Raw genomic sequence first — 17,043 nt, forward strand, 5'->3', positions numbered from 1 at the left:
CTCACAGCTCCTCCTCCTTGAAGAGGGTGCGCAGGTACAGCGCGGTGATGCCCAGCAGCAGCAGGGTCAGCAGCACCGCGATCGCGGCACCGAGCCCGAACTGGTTCTGGGACATGGCGGTGATGTAGGACCAGGTGCCCAGGTTGAGGACCTCACGGTTGGACCCGTCCCCGCCCGGCATGAGGTAGATCTGGGTGAACACCTTGAAGTCCCAGATCGTCGACAGGATGGTGACGATCGCGAAGACCGGCTTGAGCATCGGCAGCGTGACGTGGCGGAACCGCTGCCAGGCGTTGGCGCCGTCGATCATCGCCGCCTCGGGCAGCTCGGAGGGGATGGTCACGAGCCCGGCGAGCACCGTCACGGCGACGAAGGGGAAGCCGTGGTGCACGACGTTGAGGGTGGCGATGGCGTAGAACCAGCCCCGCTCGGTGAAGAGGTTCGTCGTGGCGACGTCGATGAGGCCGAGCTGGCCGAGGATCCCGGTGAGGAAGCCCGCCCGGGCGTCGAAGAGATAGACCCAGACGTAGGTCCCCGTCACCGCCGGCACCGCCCAGGCGGCCATGACCGACATGGTCACCAGGGTCCGCCAGCCGGGGGACAGCCGGTGCAGGAGCAGGGCCACGAGGGTGCCGACCGCGACGGTCAGCACCACGCAGACCACGGCGAAGACGACCGTGTTGGGCAGGGCGACCCGCCACAGCCGCTCGTCGGTGAGGATGTCGCGGTAGTTCTGCAGGCCGACGATCTCGGCCCCGCCTCGGACCAGCTCGCGCAGGCCGAAGTCCTGGAAGGACAGGATGACGACCCGCACCATCGGCCACAGCAGCAGGATGCCGATGACGGCCAGGGTCGGCGCGAGCAGCAGCCACGGCCGCCGCGCCGACCCCAGGGCGGGCGAGCTCACGAGCCGAAGATCTCGTTCATCTCGTCTGCGGCGGTGGTGGCGGCCTCCTCCGCGTCGGCCCCGCCCCCGAGGATGGACTCCATCATCGCGGGGATGGTCTGCGCGCCCTCGACCTGGCCCCACAGCGGGGTGACCGGGAGCGTGGCGCTGCCGTCCTTCATCTGCAGGGCGAACGGCGCCACCAGCGGGTCCTCGGCCTCCTCGAGCTGGGTCAGCAGGTCGTCCGTCGCGGGGAAGAAGCCGGTCTGCTCGCCCCACATCTCGGCATACTCGCCGGTCGTCATCATCTCGACGAAGGTCCAGGCGAGCTCCTGGTTCTCGGCCGTCTCGAAGACGGACAGGTGCGAGCCGCCCGCGAAGGAGGGCGACATGCCGCCGTCCGGGCCGGGGATCGGCACGACGCCCAGCTTGCCCTCCATGTCGGCGTTGGCCTCGACGATGGACTTCGGGGTCCAGGAGCCGCTGATGATCATGCCGGCCTCGCCACGCGCGAAGGCGTCGCGGGTGTCGGCCTCGTTCCACGTGCTCGCGGCCGGGGTGGACAGCTCGTGCTCCTCGACCAGGGACTCCAGGTAGGCCAGGCCCTCGACCGCCTCGGGGGAGTCCAGGCCGGAGGCCCAGGTGTCGCCCTCCTGCACGGCGATCTCACCGCCGGCACCCCAGATGAACGGGGTGGTGGTGTGCGTCGAGTTGGGGATCGGGAAGGGGATGAGGTCCGGGTCGGCCTCCTTGAGGGCTTCACCGGCCTCCGCCAGCTCATCCCAGGTGGTGGGCGGCTCGATGCCGTTCTCCTCGAAGAGGTCGGCGCGGTAGATGATCGAGCGGACGCCGGCGTACCACGGGGCGCCGTAGACGGCGCCGTCGTAGGTGCCGGACTCCAGCACGCTGTCGACGTAGGCGTCGCCCAGGCCGGACTCCTCGATCTGCGGGCCGAGGTCCATGAGCGCGCCGGCGTCCCCGAACTCGGGGGTCCAGGTGGTGCCGACCTCCGCGACGTCCGGGCCGGTGCCGCCGGCGATCGAGTTGACGAACTGGTCGTGCGCCGAGGCCCACGGGATGAACTGGATGTCCAGGGTGGCGCCGGTCTCCTCCTCGAAGGCCGTGCTCACCTCCTCGAAGAAGGGCGTGGCGTCCGGGTTGGTGCCCTCCATGATCCAGACGCTGAGGGTCTCGCCGGAGGCGTCCATGGATTCATCGGATCCGGCGTCGCCGCCGGAGCCGGTGTCCTCGCCCCCGCCGCAGGCGGAGAGGGTGAGGGAGGTGATCGCCGCGAGCGTCAGCAGGCGGGTGGCGCGTGAGGTGCGCGTCATGATGGTGTCCTTTCAGGGGTGTTCGAGTGGTCGTGAGGTATGCCGTGCCCCGGCTGCCGCGCCGGGGCGGCGGTCGGGAAGATGTCGACGAGGATGCGGTAGCGGTCGCCGCGGTAGACGGAGCGGACGAACTCGGCCGCCCGCCCATCCGCGACCCGGGAGGTGCGCTCGAAGAGGAAGGCGGGCGAGCCCTCGTCGGTGCCCAGCTGCTCGGCCTCCTCGGCGGTGACGAGGTGCGGCTCGATGGTCTGGGTGCCGGCGCTGATCGTCAGCCCGTAGCGCGACTCGAGCAGCTGGTAGTAGGAGGCGTCCTCCAGGTCGGTGCCGGTGAGACCGGGCACGAGCTCGGTCGGCACGTGCAGATCCTCCAGCGCCATCGGCTCACCGTCGGCGGTCCGCACCCGGCGCACGTGCACGACCGGCGAGTGCGCCTCGATGCCGAGCACCGAGGCGAGCATTATCCCGGCCGGCTGCTGCCGGGCCCACACCGTGTGGGCGCCGGGGGTCATGCCGCGCGAGCGCATGTCGGTGGAGAAGGACGTGGCCGACAGCTGCTGGTCGACCCGGGCCGGGGCCACGAAGGTCCCGGCGCCGGGGCGGCGCAGCAGGCGGTGGTCGGCCACGAGCGACTCCACCGCGCGCCGCAGCGTCATCCGGGCGACCCCGAGGTGGGCGGCGAGGTCACGCTCGGCGGGCAACGGCTCGCCGGGGCGCATCGGCGCGATGAGGTCCTCCAGCTCGCGGCGGACCAGCTCGGCCTTGCCCACCCGGGAGCCACCCGCCGACCCCGCCGGAGCCGGGGTGGCGGGGGCTCCGGTGGGCTCGGCGCTCATCGTCCGCGCACCGGCCGCGACGCCGTGGACTGGGTGTTGTCGACGGCGAGCGCGGTGACGACGTAGACGTCGTGGCGCTCGCCCTCGGGGTCGACCCAGTCGGTGTCGCCCGTGCCGAGCACGGCGACGAGGCTGTCGGCGTCGAGGTCCGCGCAGTCGACGAGGCCCGGCGCGCGCCGGTCGTCGATGCGGTAGACCGCGAAGCCGGCGTCCTCGCCCTCGTGGCTCCACGACACCTGGGTGCCCTCGGCGGTGCGGTCGGTGCGCACCGCGGTGGGTGCGGCGACCTCGTCCGTGGTGCCGGGGTTGAGGGCCGGGGGCAGGGCCGGGTTGGCGTAGTGCTGCTCCTGCAGCAGGTCCCAGTGGTCGAGCCGGTTGGCGCGGACGTCCTTGGCCGAGAAGTAGACGTCCCCGGTGACCTGGGGGTACTGCTCGTTGAAGTCGAGGTGGCGCACCATCTCCTCGGGGTTCGACCACTCGGGCGACTGGGTGGAGGTGCCGACCTTGTAGGTCGCCTGCCCGATCCACAGCGCCACGTCGGTGCCCTCGACCTGCTCGCTCCACCAGGGCACGAGCACGTCGTAGGCCGCCGGGGCGAAGCCGATGGACCAGTAGACCTGGGGCAGGACGTAGTCCAGCCACTCCTCCTGCACCCAGAGGCGGGTGTCGGCATACAGGTCGTCGTAGGTCTGGGCCCCGGCAGTGGTGTCCGAGCCCGCCGGGTCGGTGCCGGCGTTGCGCCAGACGGCGAACGGGCTGACCCCGAAGGCGACGTGCGGCTTGGCCGCAGAGATCTGCTCGGAGAGGCCCTCGATGAGCTGGTTGATGTTGTCGCGCCGCCAGTCGTCGCGGTCCTCGAAGTCGCCGCCGAATTCCGCGTAGCTGGCGTCGTCGGGGAACTCCTGGCCGGCCACCGGGTAGGGGTAGAAGTAGTCGTCGAAGTGGACGCCGTCGATGTCGTAGCGCTCGACGGCCTCCATGATGACGGCGGTGGTGTGCTCGCGGACCGCGGGCACGCCCGGGTCGTAGTAGAGCTTGCCGCCGTACTCCACCGTCCAGTCGGGGTTGACCCGCGCGGGGTGGTCCTCGGCGAGCACCGTGGGGTCGGTGCCGGTGAGGGTCACGCGGTAGGGGTTGAACCAGGCGTGGAAGTCCAGCCCGCGGGCGTGGGCCTGCTCGACCGCGAAGGCGGTCGGGTCCCAGCCGCCGAAGTCGGCACCCTGCTCGCCGGTGAGCCAGGCGCTGCTCGGCTCGAGCTCGGAGGGCCAGAAGGTGTCGGCGGTCGGGCGGATCTGGACGACCACGCTGTTGAGGCCGTTGGCCTTGGCCTCGTCGTACCACGCGACGAGCTCGGCCTGCGCCTGCTCGGGGGAGAGGCCGGGTCGCGAGGGCCAGTCGATGTTGGCGACGCTGGCGATCCAGACGCCGCGCATCTCGTGCAGGGGCGCCTCGGGCGCCGGGCTGCAGGAGGTCCAGGGAGCTGCGGTCGTCGTCGGGGCGGCCTGCGAGGTGGCGGCGCTCCCGAGGGCGAGGGCGGCGCCGAGGGGGATGACGGCGCTCGCCAGGGCGGTGCGGGGTAGGCGGTGCGGTGCGGGCATCTGCTCTCACGTCCTTGTCAGAGACATCTAGACCAACGGTGCTAGACCAATGGTCCAGAGATTGGCATACTGCCTCACGTGATGTCAACGATGACCGGAGGACGCGGCGTGGCGCCGACGATGCTGGCGATGGACCTGGGCAAGACGGGAGCGCGGGTCCGCTGGCGCCGCGGGGAGCAGGCGGAGGAGGTCGAGGTCGCGGGGGCGGTCGGTCTCTCCGGCCGCGACGGGGTGGCGCAGGTGGTCGAGGCCCTGCGGACCGCGCGTCGTGCGCTCGGCCAGGGGACGGACCGGCCGGACGTCCTCGCCGTCGGGCTCGTCGGCTACCGCGCCGCCGCGCCGCTCGTCGGCCCGCTCGCCGGGGCCCTGGTCGAGGAGGTCGCCGACGTCGTGCTGCTCACCGGCGACCTCACCACGACCTACGTCGGCGCGCTCGGCACCCGGCCCGGGGTGGTCGTCGCCGCCGGGACCGGCGCGGTCGCCCTGGGGCTGGACGGCACCGGGCGCAGCGTCGTCCACGACGGGTGGGGCTACCTGCTCGGCGACGACGGCAGCGGGTATGCCATCGGTCGCGCCGGTCTCCGCGCCGCCCTGGAGTACCGCGACGGGCGCGGCGGGTCGTGCGCGCTGGAGCGGGCTGCCCGGGCCCGGTTCGGTGACCTGGCGGGACTGCCCTCGACGATCCAGTCCGCGGAGCACCCGGCGCGCCTCGTCGCCTCCTTCGCGCCCGACGTCGCCGCCGCGGCGCGGGAGGGCCATGAGGTCGCCGTGCGGATCTGGCGCGCCGCGGGCGAGGCGCTGGCGCACACGGCCGTGGCCTGCCGCAACCAGCTGGGGTCCGACCTGCCGATCTGTCTGGCCGGGGGGCTCACCGCTGCCGAGGCGCTCCTCAGCGAGCCCTTCGCCGAGGTCGTCGGGGAGACCGTCGTGGCGCCGTCCGGCACCGCGCTCGACGGCGCCGAGCAGCTGGCCCACGAGGCCTGGGCGGGTCGGGTCGACCCGGCCCTGGCCGGGCTGGTCACCCTCGCGCGACGGGAGCGCGCGACTGCCCACGCTGACGCGGGGCAGGACGCTCCGGCCGGGTCCGCGCCGACCGACTGGACGCCACCCGAGTCCGCCTCGCCCGATGATGCCCCGCCCGCGATTCCTGACGCTGCGGCGAGGGAGAGCGGGTCGCCGGAGGTGATCGGCGCCCTGGCCACCGAGGGCGTGCGGGAGGACCTGCTCGATCTCGACGAGCGGCATACCGAGGACGTCCTGCGGGCGCTCTGGGAGGCGGAGGCGACCGTGGCCCCGGCCCTGCTCGGCGTGGTCCCGACTGTCGCGGCCGCGGTGGACGACATCGCGCAGCGACTGCGCGGCGGTGGGCGCATGTTCTACCTCGGCGCGGGCACCCCCGGCCGCCTTGCTTTCGTCGATGCCTCCGAGCTGCCGCCGACCTACGGCACCCCCGCAGAGCTGGTGCGGGCGCTGCCGGCCGGTGGGGTCGAGGCGATGGTGCGCGCCCGCGAGGGTGCGGAGGACGACGGCCCGGCAGGGGCTGGCATGGTCCGTGAGGCCGGTGTCGGCCCGCAGGACGTCGTCGTCGGCATCAGTGCCTCGGGGCGGACGCCCTACGTCCTCCACGGGCTCCGGGCCGCGGCCGAGGTGGGCGCGCTCACGGTGGCGGTGTCCAACAACGAGGGGGCCCGCGCCTCCACCGGGGTGGACCACGCCATCGAGGTCCCGACGGGGCCGGAGGTCATCAGCGGCTCGACCCGGCTCAAGGCGGGCACGGCGCAGAAGATGCTGCTCGTAGCGCTGTCGACGGCCGTGATGGTGCGCCTGGGCAAGACCCACGGGCCGTTCATGGTCGACATGCAGGCCTCCAACGTCAAGCTGCGCGACCGTGCCGTGCGCATGGTGCAGCGGGTCTCCGGCTGCGGGGCGGCGGAGGCCACCGCCGCTCTGGAGTCGGCGGGCTGGAGCACCAAGGTCGCGGTCGTGCAGCTGCTCGGGGGTATGCCGACCGACCAGGCCCGAGAGGCGCTCGCTCGAGGTGACGGCTCCGTGCGGGATGCCCTCGCTCGAGGTGACGGCTCCGTGCGGGACGCGCCGGTCCAGGACGCGCTAGCCCAGGACGGTGGCACGCGATGATCGTCGTCGGTGTCGGCTCCGGCACGAGCGTCGACGGGATCGACGTCGCCGCGCTCGACCTCGAGCTCGACCACGAGGTGGTGCGAGCCCGCCTGCTGGGCTGCGACACGATGCCCTTCGACACGACTCTGCGCGAGGAGGTCCTCGCAGCCTTCCCGCCGGGGCAGGCCGGGATGCAGGAGGTGTGCCGCCTCGACACGCGCCTGGGTCAAGCGCTGGCGGAGGCGGTGGCGACCCTCGGGGTCGAGCTCGCCGGGGGAGCGCCCGACCTGGTCTCCTCCCACGGGCAGACGTTCTTCCACGACGTCGTCGACGGCGAGGTCGCCGGGACGCTCCAGCTGGGGCAGCCGGCCTGGATCGCCGAGCGCACCGGCGCGCCCGTCGTCTCCGACCTGCGCGTCGCCGACGTCGCGGCCGGGGGTCACGGAGCCCCGTTGGCGAGCACCTGGGACGCGCTGTGGCTCGGTGGCCGGGGGCACACCTGCGCCGCGCTCAACCTCGGCGGCATCGCCAACGTCACCATCGTGCCGCCGGAGTCCTCGGTCGGCGATGGGGTGCGGGCCTTCGACACCGGGCCGGCCAACGCGCTGGTCGATGCCGTGGTGGCCCGCCAGACCGGCGGCCGCTCGACCTTCGACGCGGACGGTGCGGGCGCCGCGGCGGGCCGCGTCGACGCCGACCTGCTGCAGGTCCTCATGGCCGACGGATACTACGCGCTCACCCCGCCCAAGACGACCGGCAAGGAGCACTTCCACCTCGGCCACGTCGACGACGCGCTCATGCGCCTGGGGCGCACGGTCGAGGGCGATGATCTGCTCGCCACCCTCACCGCGCTCACCGTCCGTACCGTGGCCGACGCCCTGCGTCCGGTCGGCGCCGCGGAGGTCGTCGTGAGCGGGGGAGGAGCCCGCAACCGCACGATGATGCAGGGCCTGCGGCGCGCGCTCCCCGGCGTGGACGTCGTGACCAGCGACGCGCACGGCATACCCGTCGACGCCAAGGAGGCGTGCCTTTTCGCCCTCCTCGGCTTCCTCACCTGGCACGGGGTGCCGGGCACGGTCGCCGGGGTCACCGGGGCGCGGCACGCTTGTCTCGCCGGTCGCCTCACCCCCGGCCTCGACCCGCTGCGACTGCCCGAGCCCGCTGCGTCCCGCCCGACCCGCCTGGAGGTGGTGCGCTGATGGAGGTGGTGATCCGTCCCGACCACGCCGACCTGGGTCGGCTCGCGGGCGAGGTGGTCGCCCGGCTGGTGGGTGAGCGGCCCCGCGCCGTGCTCGGGGTCGCGACGGGTTCCAGCCCCCGCCCCGTGTATGCCGACCTCGTCGCCCGGGTGCGGGCCGGCAGCCTGGACCTGTCGGGCGTGAGCACCTTCTCCCTGGACGAGTACGTCGGGCTGCCCGAGGGTCACCCGAGCAGCTACCGAGCCGAGATCAGGCGGGAACTCACCGACCTGGCGGGCATCCCGCCCGCTCAGGTGCACTCCCCGCACGGAGACGCCGAGGACCTGCCGGCCGCGGCGGCCGCCTACGAGTCGCTCATCGCGCAGTCCGGCGGCGTCGACGTGCAGCTGCTGGGGCTGGGCAGCGATGGGCACATCGCCTTCAACGAGCCGGGGAGCTCGCTCGCGAGCCGCACCCGCATCAAGACGCTCACCCGGCGCACCCGCGAGGACAACGCGCGCTTCTTCGACGGCGATGCCGACGCCGTGCCGACCCACTGCCTGACGCAGGGCCTGGCGACGATCCTGCAGGCCCGGCACGTCGTGCTGCTCGCCATGGGCGAGGGCAAGGCGCGGGCGGTGGCGGAGCTCGTCGAGGGCGCGGTGTCGGCGCGGTGGCCGGCGACGGTGCTGCAGTGGCACCCGCACGTCAGCGTGCTCATCGACGAGGCCGCGGCCAGTCGGCTGGAGCTCGCGGGCTACTACCGCGAGGCCTGGGCCAACAAGCCGGACTGGCAGGGGCTGTGACCCTTCAGCCGGCCCCGAGGACGAGCAGCGCGGCGGCGAAGAGCACCCCGGTGGTGATGAGGATGACCGTGGTGTAGCCGAGGATGTCGCGGATCTTCAGGCCGGCGATGGCCAGCAGGGGCAGCGCCCAGAAGGGCTGGATCATGTTGGTCCACTGGTCGCCGTAGGCGATGGCCATCACCGCCACCTCGGGGTCGACGCCCAGGCTCTGGGCTGCCTCGAGCAGCACCGGCCCCTGCACCGCGATCTGCCCGCCGCCGGAGGGCACGAAGAAGTTGACGATGCCGGCGGAGAGGAAGGCGAGGGTGCCGAAGGTCGCCGGCGTCGAGATCGAGACCATCGCCTCGGACAGCACCGTGATGAGACCGGTGCCGGCCATGATGCCCATGATCCCGGCATACAACGGGAACTGCAGGAGGATCTCGCCGACGTTGGCCGCCGCCCGCTGCGTGAGCTCGATGATCTCGAAGGGGTTGCGCACGAGCAGCAGGCACAGGGTGAGGAAGGTCCAGTTGACGATGTCGAGGGTGACCGTGCCGCCGCCGCTGAAGTGGATGACGAGGTAGGCGAGCAGCAGGAGCCCCGGGATGAGCGTCAGCACCCGGGACGCGTCGAGCCGGTCCGCGGGGGTGGTCACGTCATACCGGATCTCGTCGTCGCTCATCCGGTGCTCAGGCATCTCGAGGATCTCGCTCGTGCCGCGCGGCGCCATGAGCGCGATCGTGCCCGCGACGACGATGACGGCCAGGACGGCGGTCACCATGTTCCACGTCGAGAAGGTCGTCTCGGTGATGGGCAACGTCTGGCCGAGCTGCTCGCTCACGAAACTGTCCGGGGTGGCGGCGACGAGCGGGGCCGAGCCGGAGTAGCCCATGTGCCAGACGACCATGCCGGTGTATCCGGCGGCGACCAGCAGCGGGAAGTGGCGCGGTTCGCCGCGGCGTCGTCCCTCGGCAGCCACCTCCTTGGCGAGCAGCGCCCCGACGACCAGGCCGAGGCCCCAGGTGAACAGTCCGGCCACGCAGGTCACGAGGGCGACGAAGACGTAGGGCATCACCCGTCCGCTCGGCACGGCGGCGAGTCGCCGGAGTCCGGCGCGCACCGGCCCGGTGTTGGCCAGGATGTAGCCCAGCAGGAGGATCAGCGCCATCTGCGTCATGAAGGCCAGCAGCCCGGACAGGCCGTCGCCCCAGGCGCGGACGACGTCCACGGGGCCGGCGTCGGTGAGGCCGAGGGCCGCCACCATGACCACGACGGTCAGGACGATCGCGAAGACCAGGGCCGAGGGGATGAAGCGCTCGACGACGGAGTTCAGCGGGCCCATGGCTCGCTGGACACCGGTGCGGCTGGGGGACGTGCTCATGGGGACGGACCTCGGATCCTGGACGGCGGCGGGGGTTCTGGCCCGAAGGTTAACGCTCGCCAGGGTCGTGGTCCGGGAGGTCGCCCGGGTGTGTGCGGGGGTCAGGCCCGAGGGAGTCTCAGAAGGTCAGGACGGTGCGGCCCTCGACGACGAGGTTGCGCAGGCTGGCGTGACCGCGGTTCTCGGTGAGCAGCTCGAAGCCCGCGCCGGTGACCTCGTCGGCGACCTTGTGTGCCTTGGCGCAGTAGCCGCAGGCGCCGCGCACGACCGGGCGCAGCTTCTCCAGCAGGCCGTGCAGCTGGTGGTCCCCGGCCGTCAGGGCGGCCAGGCTCTCGGTGCCCGAGCCGTCGAAGACGATGGTCACGTCGTCGCCGGCCTCCACGAACTCGCGCGCGGTGTCGAGCCCGCGGTAGACCGCTGCCATGTCCTGGGCGATGTCGGTGAGGATGACGATGGCTGCGTGATGGGTCATGGGATGGTCCTCTCGTCGGTGCGGCGTCGCCTGCGATTGCCGCGACGTGGGAAAGAACAGACAGGTCTGTCTTTCCATTCCACGGCCCGCTCCGTATGCTGTCCGGGTGAGCACGTCGACGACCGCGGGACGCGTCCGGTCCACGCCCGATGAGGTGCACGAGCGGATCCTGGAGACGGCGGACCGGTTGTTCTACGCCGAGGGGGTCCACGCCGTCGGAATCGACCGGATCATCGCCGAGGCCGGTGTCGCCAAGGCCAGCCTCTACGGGCACTTCTCGACCAAGAGCGACCTCGTGGCGGCCTACCTGCGTCGACGCTCGCAGCGTTCCGGAGAGCGGCTGCGCGAGACCCTCGGGGGGCTGCCGGCCGGTGCGGCGCGGGATCGCGTGCTCGTCATCATGGAGGACCTCTGGGCCTGGCTGCACGAGGACACCTTCCGCGGCTGCCCCTTCATCAACGCGACCGCCGAGTATGCCGACCCCGACCACCCGGTGCGGCGGGAGGTGGCCGCGCACCGGCGCGCCTTCGTGGCGCTCCTGCACGAGCAGGTGAGCGACCGGCCGGACGCCGACCTCCTCGCCGCCGCGTTGGCCCTGATCTACGACGGGACGCTGGTGGCGGCGCAGGTGGATGGCGCGGTGGCGGCGGAACGGACGTCCCGCCACCTCGTCGGCACGCTGCTGGACCACGACGGCGCGACCCAGGACGTGCACGTGTCCAGGTCGGGGGAGAGGGCATGAGCGAGCACTCCGCACCGGTGCCCTTCGAGGTCTACCAGCCCGGGGCATACCTGCACGGCACGAAGGCAGACCTGCACCCCGGGGATCTGCTCGATGCCGGCCGCGAGTCGAACGTCGAGTTGGGGCGAGTGATGAACTACGTCTACTTCACCGAGACCCTCGACGCGGCGACGTGGGGTGCCGAGCTGGCTGTGAGGGAGGGGCGGGGCCGGATCTACCTCGTCGAGCCGACCGGTGAGTTCGACGATGATCCGAACGTCACCGACAAGCGCTTCCCCGGCAACCCGACCAGGTCCTACCGATCCCGCTCGCCGCTACGGGTCGTCGGCGAGGTGGCAGACTGGGCCGGGCACCCACCGGAGCAGGTGCAGGCGATGCGCGACGGGCTGGCTGAGCTGCGGCGGCGGGGGGATGCCGTCATCGAGGACTGACGCACCGTGGTTCACCGACGAAGGGGCAGGGTGGCAGTGGTGAGACCGACGCTCTTCCTCATGGTCGGGCTCCCCGGGACCGGCAAGACGACGGCGGCCCGGGTGATCGAGCGGGAGCACGAGGCGCTGCGGCTGACGAAGGATGCCTGGATGAGGGCGCTCTATGGCGCGGGGAACCCGTCGGCGGCGTCGGACGTCATCGAGGGCCGACTGGTTGAGATCGGTCTACGCGCCCTGGAGCTCGGCATCGACGTGGTCATCGACTTCGGACTGTGGGGCCGCGACGAGCGCAGCGCCTTGCGCCAGGCCGCGGCCGATCGGGGCGCCGACGTGGTCATGGTCTATCTCGAGCTCGATCCGGTGGAGCAGCGCCGACGGATCGACCGGCGACAGGCCGACGAGCCCCACAGCAGCTGGCCGATGTCTGACGACGAACTCGCCCTCTGGGCCGCGACGATCGAGGTCCCGACACCGGGGGAGCGCGACGGGAGCGAGCCGGTCGACCCTCCGCCGGAGGACTTCCCCACCTGGGACGCCTGGCGAGAGCACCGGTGGCCCCCGGCGGTCCGCTGAGGGCTGGGATCAGGTCCGACCTTCCGCACCCTGGGGGCACGGGCGAGGCGGCTCGGCCGAGAAAGTCGACGCCCTGGTGGGGAGAAGGACCCGGAGCAGTCCGATGAGGCCCCCCGCGAGCAGGATCCCACCAGCGACCGCACTGGACGCACGATCGGGCCAGGGGAGGATCTGCGGCTGGGTGAACATCCCCACGACGACGGGCTCCGCGAGGGCTGCCACCGGGACGACCAGCCGAGCCAGCACACCGAGGAGGCCTGGGCGCCGGGCGGCAGCGCCGATGAGGCCGAGCGGCCCTCCGGTGATGGCCGCCGCGAGGAACCACGAGGAGTTGCTGGCCCACACCTCGGGCGGGAAGACCCCGAGGAGACGGCCGAGCCCATAGTGGACCAGCAGCGCGAGAGTCCCGGCCATGAGACCCGCGAGGACGGCCTGGGGCACGCGCCGCACCAGCCATCCGGCCACGATGCCCAGCCCCGCCCACGCCGTGCCGCTGTTGACCACCTTGCTGACCGTGAGACGGGTGGCCTGGAGGATGTCGGCCTGCCCTGAGAGCTGAGCCTCACTGGTGAGGTTGCTGATGAGCGACACCAGGGCCAGCCCCGTGGCCGCGGCGACGACCCAGAGCCAGCCCCGCCGGGTCACGCTGCCGCCGGACGCCGCAGGTCGGCCAGCCGAGATCGCCCTCATGGGTCGGAACAGTAGTGGACGGCATACCCCCTGACGGCGAGACCCGGGATCGTGTTCTCCTGGACCTCGTGACCCCGGCTCGGCCACGAGGCTTCACACGCGTGACCGGCCGATGTCACCCCGACCAGGCCACGTGAGAAGGCAAAGGCGCCGGAAGAGGTTCAACTGGCCCGTCATCAGCGGATTCTTCGTCTTCTGCGCCCTGGTGTATGCCGCGCTGCAGATGGCCATGGGCGACCCGTGGTGGAAGTCTGTCCTGTCCGCCCTGCTGTGGGCTGCGTTCTTCGTCCCGGTCATGGTGTGGTTGATGGGGCGCACGAGTGCGATGGTGCGCCAGAGCGTGCGACACGGCTCGGAACCCCACCGCTCGCGGGAGCAGCAGGATGCGGCGCATCCGGCCGCAGCAGCTTGGGTCAACGCGGAGTAAGCGTTTGCCCATCTTTGGGTCAACTGCGTTCGATCAGTCCGCGGAAGCAGCTCTGCGCAGTGACGCCAGGGCAGGCATCACCGTGGGAGGGCTGCGTATGCGGCGCCGCTCACCATGGGTCACTCGTGAGACTCGGCCAACGCGCGGTGTACTGGCTGACCTTCTCCTCGTAGACCTTCCGAGGCGCCAGTCGGCGATGCGGGCGCAGATGCATGGCGAGGACATCGCCGAGCCCGAAGGGGGCGTGGAACCGCAAGCCACCATGGTCCTGGGTGATGCCGACGCAGCAGGTCGTCGAAGCGAAAGCATCGATGGCATCCGTCGCGCTGACGAAGGGAGGGCAGGTCACGCCGAACTTCGCTTCGTACCACAGGTGCACACGGGCCTGATTGCGGACCTGAACCGGTCTGGGGGCCTCGGGGAAGAGATCTGTCGCAGCACGAATGACGTCGTCCTCGGCCTCCCATGACAGGTCCGTGCGGTCGTAGTAGAAGACGTCGTAGTCCTGGATGCCATACCCGGGTGGTCGCCCCTCGATACGGTTCCAGACGTTCTGGAAGACGGCACCGGCCGTGAGCCACCACTCCGGGAGTCCTAGCGAAGGGAAGCGGTCCAGGATCTCAGCGCAGACGGGGTCGGCGAGCACCGCGGCAAGGACCGTCTGCCCGGTCTGGTCCGACGGCGACAACACCGCTCGAGTCTCCCAGGAGTTAGTGAAGGGCGCGCTGGCAGACCATCAAGGCGTTGCCGTCCGGGTCCTCGAACTGGACGAAGAAGACGCTGCCGATGTCGCGATGGGCGTCCAGGGCGATGCCGGGCCCGTCGTCGGTCGGGATGTCGAGGATCGTGTCGCCGTGCGAGGGGTGCCGGGCTCGAAACCCAGCACCTCGGCATACCACCGTGCGGACCTCGCGATGTCGCGCACAGGGATGAAGACCTGCCCCACGTGTCGCCGGATGGGGGAACACTGACTGTCTGTCACGCACGTCACCCGACTCAGCCGACGGCCGCGATCGGTGCCGTGGCAGGCACGCCGGACCCGTCACGCTTGTCGTTCGTCTCCGGCAGGTCGACGGCCACGCCATTGGCCGACGCGGCTCGTGGTGGCGCGGCCCCGGCCCAGCCGATGACGAGCGCGTCCTCGCCGCGCAGGAGTCGGTGGCAGCGGACACCCCCGGTGGCGCGGCCCTTGGTGGGGTAGGCCCACAGGTCCGTGACCTTGACCGAGCCGGTCTGGGTGCCGGGGAGGGCCCCGGCGGGCCCGGCGACGGTGACCACGACGTTCTCCGCGGCGGTGTCGACGGCGGTGAAGCCGACGACGGTGGCGTCGGCGCTGAGCTTGATGCCGGCGATCCCGCCGCCCGAGCGGCCCTGCGGACGCACCAGCGAGGAGCCGAAGCGGAGCAGCTGGGCGTCGGAGGTGATGAAGACCAGCTCCTCCTCGCCGCTCGCGAGCTCCACCGCGCCCACGACGCGGTCACCGTCCTTGAGCGAGATCACCTCGAAGGAGTCGCGGTGTCCGGGGTAGTCGGGGTTGACCCGCTTGACCACGCCCTGCGCGGTGCCGAGTGCCAGGCCGGGCCCGTCGCCGGTGAGCGAGCACAGACCCAGCACCTGCTCCCCGGGCGGCAGGTCGATGAAGGCCGACAGCGGCGCCCCGCCGGAGAGGTTGGGTGCCTCCGCCGCGGGTGGGAGGGAGGGCAGCTCGACGACCGACAGCGAGACCACCCGACCCGCGCTGGTGAGCAGGCCCACCGTCCCGCGCGCAGTCGCGCGCACCTGGGAGCGGATGACGTCGTGCTTGGCTCGGCGGCCACCGCCGCCGAGCGGCTCGTCCTCGGAGCTGGCCGTGCGGGCGAGCAGCCCGGTCGAGGAGAGCAGGACCCAGCACGGGTCGTCGGCGACCTCGAGGTCAAGGCCGGATGCCTTGCCGCCGGTGGCCGGCCCGCCGGCCGCGGACGTCGCACCGGTGCCGTCGCTCTCCAGCAGGACGGTCCGTCGGGGAGTGCCGTGCTCGGCCGCGACCGCGGCGAGCTCGTCGCTGACCACCTTGAGGAGCAGCTGACGGTCGGCCAGGATCGCCTCGAGCGCCTCGATGGCGCGCAGCAGCTCGTCCCGCTCGGTCTCCAGCTCGATGCGGGAGAACTTCGTCAGTTGGCGCAGCTGCAGGTCGAGGATGTGGTTGGCCTGGATCTCGGTCAGGTCGAAGACCTGCATGAGCCGCTCGCGCGCGGTGCCGACGTCCTCGGCGGCGCGGATGAGCTGGATGACCTCGTCGATGTCGAGGATCGCGATGAGCAGACCCTCGACCAGGTGCAGCCTGGCCTTCTTTTTTCCCAGCCGGTGCTCGGTCCGGCGTCGCACCACGTCGGTGCGGAAGTCGACATACACCGAGAGCAGCTCACGCAGCCCTAGGGTGCGCGGCTGCCCCTCGACGAGCGCGACGTTGTTGATCCCGAAGGACTCCTCCATCGGCGTGAGCTTGTAGAGCTGCTCCAGCACGGCGTCCGGGTTGAAGCCGGTCTTGATCTCGATGACCAGGTGCAGGCCCTTGGTGCGGTCGGTGAGGTCGATGATGTCGGAGATGCCCTGCAGCTTCTTGGACTGCACGAGCTGCTTGACCTTCTCGATGACCTTCTCGGGGCCCACGAGGTAGGGCAGGTCGGTGACGACGATGCCCTTCTTGCGCGGCGTGACATTCTCGATCCGCGCGGTCGCCCGCGTCTTGAACGATCCGCGTCCGGTCTCGTAGGCCTCCCGGATGCCGTCCAGCCCGACGATCCGGCCACCGAGCGGCAGGTCCGGGCCGGGCACGAAGCGCATGAGCGCTTCGAGGTCGGCCTCGGGGTGGGCGATGAGGTGTCGCGCGGCACCGATGACCTCGCCGAGGTTGTGCGGCGGCATGTTGGTCGCCATGCCGACCGCGATGCCGGAGGCGCCGTTGACCAGGAGGTTGGGGAAGGCCGCGGGCAGCACCTCCGGCTGCATGAGCTGGTCGTCGTAGTTGGGCACCTCGTCGACGGTGTCCTCGTCCAGGCTGCGGGTCATGAGCAGCGCCGCCGGGGCCATCCGCGCCTCGGTGTAGCGGCTGGCCGCCGGTCCGTCGTCGAGGGAGCCGAAGTTGCCGTGCCCGTCGACGAGGGGGAGGCGCATGGTGAACGGCTGCGCCATCCGCACCATCGCGTCGTAGATGGCGGTGTCACCGTGCGGGTGGTACTTACCCATGACCTCACCGACGACGCGGGAGCACTTGACGTGCGCCTTGTCCGGCCGCAGCCCGAGCTCGTTCATCGCGAAGAGGATGCGCCGCTGCACGGGCTTGAGCCCGTCCCGCGCGTCCGGGAGGGCCCGGGAGTAGATCACCGAGTAGGCGTACTCCAGGAAGGCGCCTTCCATCTCCTCCTGAACGTCGACCTCGAGGATCTTCTCCTCGACGTCGAAGAGGTCCTCGCTCTGCGGTCGCTTGCGACGGGCCATGTGCTGGTGCTGCTCCTGGATGTGTCGGGTGTGTCGCTCGGGTGGTCAGGGCGCCCCGCCGTGGGCACGGGGCAGCAGGGTCGGTCCAATGTATGCCGTCGCACCGCGGGCGGGTCGG

Annotated in this window: 17 protein-coding genes and 1 pseudogene; 7 read left to right on the top strand and 11 right to left on the bottom strand. The window is 71.7% G+C overall.

The window, feature by feature from the left end:
* Window position 1: 1 nt before the first annotated feature.
* The 4 genes from FA582_RS06490 to FA582_RS06505 are packed head-to-tail and all read right to left on the bottom strand — an operon-like array spanning window position 2 to window position 4,648.
* On the bottom strand, window positions 2-907 hold the full coding sequence (locus tag FA582_RS06490) for a carbohydrate ABC transporter permease (RefSeq protein ID WP_010146966.1): 906 nt from the start codon (window positions 905-907) through the stop codon (window positions 2-4).
* Entirely contained in the window at window positions 904-2,217 is a 1,314-nt protein-coding gene (locus tag FA582_RS06495; protein ID WP_010146965.1) for a sugar ABC transporter substrate-binding protein, read from the bottom strand. Before FA582_RS06495 ends, FA582_RS06490 begins: the two co-directional genes overlap by 4 nt.
* Complete coding sequence (locus FA582_RS06500) at window positions 2,214-3,050, bottom strand: GntR family transcriptional regulator (protein WP_081480498.1); 837 nt, start codon at window positions 3,048-3,050, stop codon at window positions 2,214-2,216. The genes FA582_RS06495 and FA582_RS06500 overlap by 4 nt, the downstream gene beginning before the upstream one ends.
* The gene (locus tag FA582_RS06505) at window positions 3,047-4,648 is read right to left on the bottom strand and encodes a glycoside hydrolase family 10-like protein (RefSeq protein WP_010146963.1); all 1,602 of its coding nucleotides are present in this window, start codon (window positions 4,646-4,648) and stop codon (window positions 3,047-3,049) included. Before FA582_RS06505 ends, FA582_RS06500 begins: the two co-directional genes overlap by 4 nt.
* Window positions 4,649-4,729: 81 nt before the next feature.
* Between FA582_RS06505 and FA582_RS06510 the strand changes: the two genes are divergently transcribed.
* The 3 genes from FA582_RS06510 to nagB are packed head-to-tail and all read left to right on the top strand — an operon-like array spanning window position 4,730 to window position 8,750.
* Window positions 4,730-6,784: an N-acetylmuramic acid 6-phosphate etherase gene (locus FA582_RS06510; protein WP_081480497.1), complete on the top strand. Its 2,055-nt coding sequence runs from the start codon at window positions 4,730-4,732 to the stop codon at window positions 6,782-6,784.
* A complete protein-coding gene (locus tag FA582_RS06515; RefSeq protein ID WP_010146961.1) occupies window positions 6,781-7,965 on the top strand; it encodes an anhydro-N-acetylmuramic acid kinase in 1,185 nt (394 codons plus the stop codon). The genes FA582_RS06510 and FA582_RS06515 overlap by 4 nt, the downstream gene beginning before the upstream one ends.
* Complete coding sequence (nagB, locus tag FA582_RS06520) at window positions 7,965-8,750, top strand: glucosamine-6-phosphate deaminase (RefSeq protein WP_010146960.1); 786 nt, start codon at window positions 7,965-7,967, stop codon at window positions 8,748-8,750. The genes FA582_RS06515 and nagB overlap by 1 nt, the downstream gene beginning before the upstream one ends.
* A 4-nt stretch (window positions 8,751-8,754) precedes the next feature.
* Here nagB and FA582_RS06525 read toward each other — a convergent pair whose 3' ends face one another.
* Window positions 8,755-10,113 (bottom strand): short-chain fatty acid transporter, encoded by a 1,359-nt coding sequence (locus FA582_RS06525; protein ID WP_010146958.1) that lies wholly within the window; start codon window positions 10,111-10,113, stop codon window positions 8,755-8,757.
* Window positions 10,114-10,231: 118 nt separating this feature from the next.
* Window positions 10,232-10,585, bottom strand: a complete 354-nt coding sequence (locus tag FA582_RS06530; RefSeq protein ID WP_010146957.1) for a DsrE family protein — start codon at window positions 10,583-10,585, stop codon at window positions 10,232-10,234.
* Between the two features lie 106 nt (window positions 10,586-10,691).
* Here FA582_RS06530 and FA582_RS06535 point away from each other — a divergent pair, with 106 nt between their 5' ends.
* The 3 genes from FA582_RS06535 to FA582_RS06545 are packed head-to-tail and all read left to right on the top strand — an operon-like array spanning window position 10,692 to window position 12,331.
* Window positions 10,692-11,327 carry a TetR/AcrR family transcriptional regulator gene (locus tag FA582_RS06535; protein WP_010146956.1) on the top strand — a complete coding sequence of 212 codons (636 nt, stop codon included), beginning with the start codon at window positions 10,692-10,694 and terminating at the stop codon, window positions 11,325-11,327.
* Complete coding sequence (arr, locus tag FA582_RS06540; protein ID WP_010146955.1) at window positions 11,324-11,758, top strand: NAD(+)--rifampin ADP-ribosyltransferase; 435 nt, start codon at window positions 11,324-11,326, stop codon at window positions 11,756-11,758. Before FA582_RS06535 ends, arr begins: the two co-directional genes overlap by 4 nt.
* Before the next feature lie 39 nt (window positions 11,759-11,797).
* On the top strand, window positions 11,798-12,331 hold the full coding sequence (locus tag FA582_RS06545; protein ID WP_010146954.1) for a P-loop nucleotide/nucleoside kinase family protein: 534 nt from the start codon (window positions 11,798-11,800) through the stop codon (window positions 12,329-12,331).
* Window positions 12,332-12,340: 9 nt separating this feature from the next.
* Here the strand turns inward: FA582_RS06545 and FA582_RS06550 are convergent, their stop codons facing one another.
* Window positions 12,341-13,021: a hypothetical protein gene (locus tag FA582_RS06550; protein ID WP_010146953.1), complete on the bottom strand. Its 681-nt coding sequence runs from the start codon at window positions 13,019-13,021 to the stop codon at window positions 12,341-12,343.
* Window positions 13,022-13,154: 133 nt separating this feature from the next.
* Here FA582_RS06550 and FA582_RS06555 point away from each other — a divergent pair, with 133 nt between their 5' ends.
* Window positions 13,155-13,448 (top strand): hypothetical protein, encoded by a 294-nt coding sequence (locus FA582_RS06555; protein WP_010146952.1) that lies wholly within the window; start codon window positions 13,155-13,157, stop codon window positions 13,446-13,448.
* A gap of 109 nt (window positions 13,449-13,557) precedes the next feature.
* Here the strand turns inward: FA582_RS06555 and FA582_RS06560 are convergent, their stop codons facing one another.
* From FA582_RS06560 to FA582_RS06570, 4 genes and pseudogenes are all read right to left on the bottom strand, one after another.
* A complete protein-coding gene (locus tag FA582_RS06560) occupies window positions 13,558-14,139 on the bottom strand; it encodes a nucleotidyltransferase family protein (RefSeq protein WP_010146951.1) in 582 nt (193 codons plus the stop codon).
* A 19-nt stretch (window positions 14,140-14,158) separates the two neighbouring features.
* On the bottom strand, window positions 14,159-14,347 hold the full coding sequence (locus tag FA582_RS06565; RefSeq protein WP_010146949.1) for a hypothetical protein: 189 nt from the start codon (window positions 14,345-14,347) through the stop codon (window positions 14,159-14,161).
* Window positions 14,348-14,352: 5 nt separating this feature from the next.
* Window positions 14,353-14,439 (bottom strand): annotated as a pseudogene (locus FA582_RS17685) (hypothetical protein); the annotation flags it as partial.
* A gap of 5 nt (window positions 14,440-14,444) precedes the next feature.
* Window positions 14,445-16,925, bottom strand: coding sequence for a DNA gyrase/topoisomerase IV subunit A (locus FA582_RS06570; RefSeq protein WP_010146948.1), 2,481 nt, complete (start codon window positions 16,923-16,925; stop codon window positions 14,445-14,447).
* Between the last annotated feature and the right edge of the window lie 118 nt (window positions 16,926-17,043).

Origin of the sequence: Serinicoccus profundi, from assembly GCF_008001015.1 — a bacterium.
GTDB lineage: Bacteria > Actinomycetota > Actinomycetes > Actinomycetales > Dermatophilaceae > Ornithinicoccus > Ornithinicoccus profundi.

What these genes read in the sequence shown, in the direction of transcription:
- FA582_RS06495 (WP_010146965.1), bottom strand. Translation starts at nt 2,217, where the DNA reads ATGACGCGCACCTCACGCGCCACCCGCCTGCTGACGCTCGCGGCGATC.
- FA582_RS06500 (WP_081480498.1), bottom strand. Translation starts at nt 3,050, where the DNA reads ATGAGCGCCGAGCCCACCGGAGCCCCCGCCACCCCGGCTCCGGCGGGG.
- FA582_RS06505 (WP_010146963.1), bottom strand. Translation starts at nt 4,648, where the DNA reads ATGCCCGCACCGCACCGCCTACCCCGCACCGCCCTGGCGAGCGCCGTC.
- FA582_RS06510 (WP_081480497.1), top strand. Translation starts at nt 4,730, where the DNA reads ATGTCAACGATGACCGGAGGACGCGGCGTGGCGCCGACGATGCTGGCG.
- FA582_RS06515 (WP_010146961.1), top strand. Translation starts at nt 6,781, where the DNA reads ATGATCGTCGTCGGTGTCGGCTCCGGCACGAGCGTCGACGGGATCGAC.
- nagB (WP_010146960.1), top strand. Translation starts at nt 7,965, where the DNA reads ATGGAGGTGGTGATCCGTCCCGACCACGCCGACCTGGGTCGGCTCGCG.
- FA582_RS06525 (WP_010146958.1), bottom strand. Translation starts at nt 10,113, where the DNA reads ATGAGCACGTCCCCCAGCCGCACCGGTGTCCAGCGAGCCATGGGCCCG.
- FA582_RS06530 (WP_010146957.1), bottom strand. Translation starts at nt 10,585, where the DNA reads ATGACCCATCACGCAGCCATCGTCATCCTCACCGACATCGCCCAGGAC.
- arr (WP_010146955.1), top strand. Translation starts at nt 11,324, where the DNA reads ATGAGCGAGCACTCCGCACCGGTGCCCTTCGAGGTCTACCAGCCCGGG.
- FA582_RS06550 (WP_010146953.1), bottom strand. Translation starts at nt 13,021, where the DNA reads ATGAGGGCGATCTCGGCTGGCCGACCTGCGGCGTCCGGCGGCAGCGTG.
- FA582_RS06570 (WP_010146948.1), bottom strand. Translation starts at nt 16,925, where the DNA reads ATGGCCCGTCGCAAGCGACCGCAGAGCGAGGACCTCTTCGACGTCGAG.